This window comes from Shinella sp. M31, from assembly GCF_049199205.1.
Classification (GTDB): domain Bacteria; phylum Pseudomonadota; class Alphaproteobacteria; order Rhizobiales; family Rhizobiaceae; genus Shinella.
This window is the reverse complement of the sequence record NZ_JBLZPH010000151.1, coordinates 1-258: the sequence shown is the minus strand read 5'-3', so window position 1 is coordinate 258 and position 258 is coordinate 1. Positions and strand designations below refer to the sequence as shown.

Here is a 258-nt window from a genome sequence, read left to right as displayed (position 1 = left end):
ATGGCGCTCCAGCCGCATCCGACCGGCGATCTGTTGCGGCGACCAGCCGTGCACGATCCGTTCAATGACGGACTGGCGGACATGCGAGAAGCGGGCAAGCTTCCTCAGCTTGGCACGACGCTCACACGCCATGTCATGCGCCGTCGTGCAATGATAGCCGCTGAGATCGGGCCATTCCTTGTCGATATAGACGTTGCGCCGAACCTCGCGGAAGATCGTCGAGCGATGACGTCCAAGTTTCTCCGCGATGATATCGAT

1 protein-coding gene is annotated in these 258 nt (G+C 60.1%); it reads right to left on the bottom strand.

What is annotated here, in order from left to right; all coding sequences use genetic code 11:
- The coding region (locus tag ACOZKU_RS24380) for a helix-turn-helix domain-containing protein (protein WP_421581065.1) at positions 1 to 258 on the bottom strand (258 nt) is incomplete at both ends.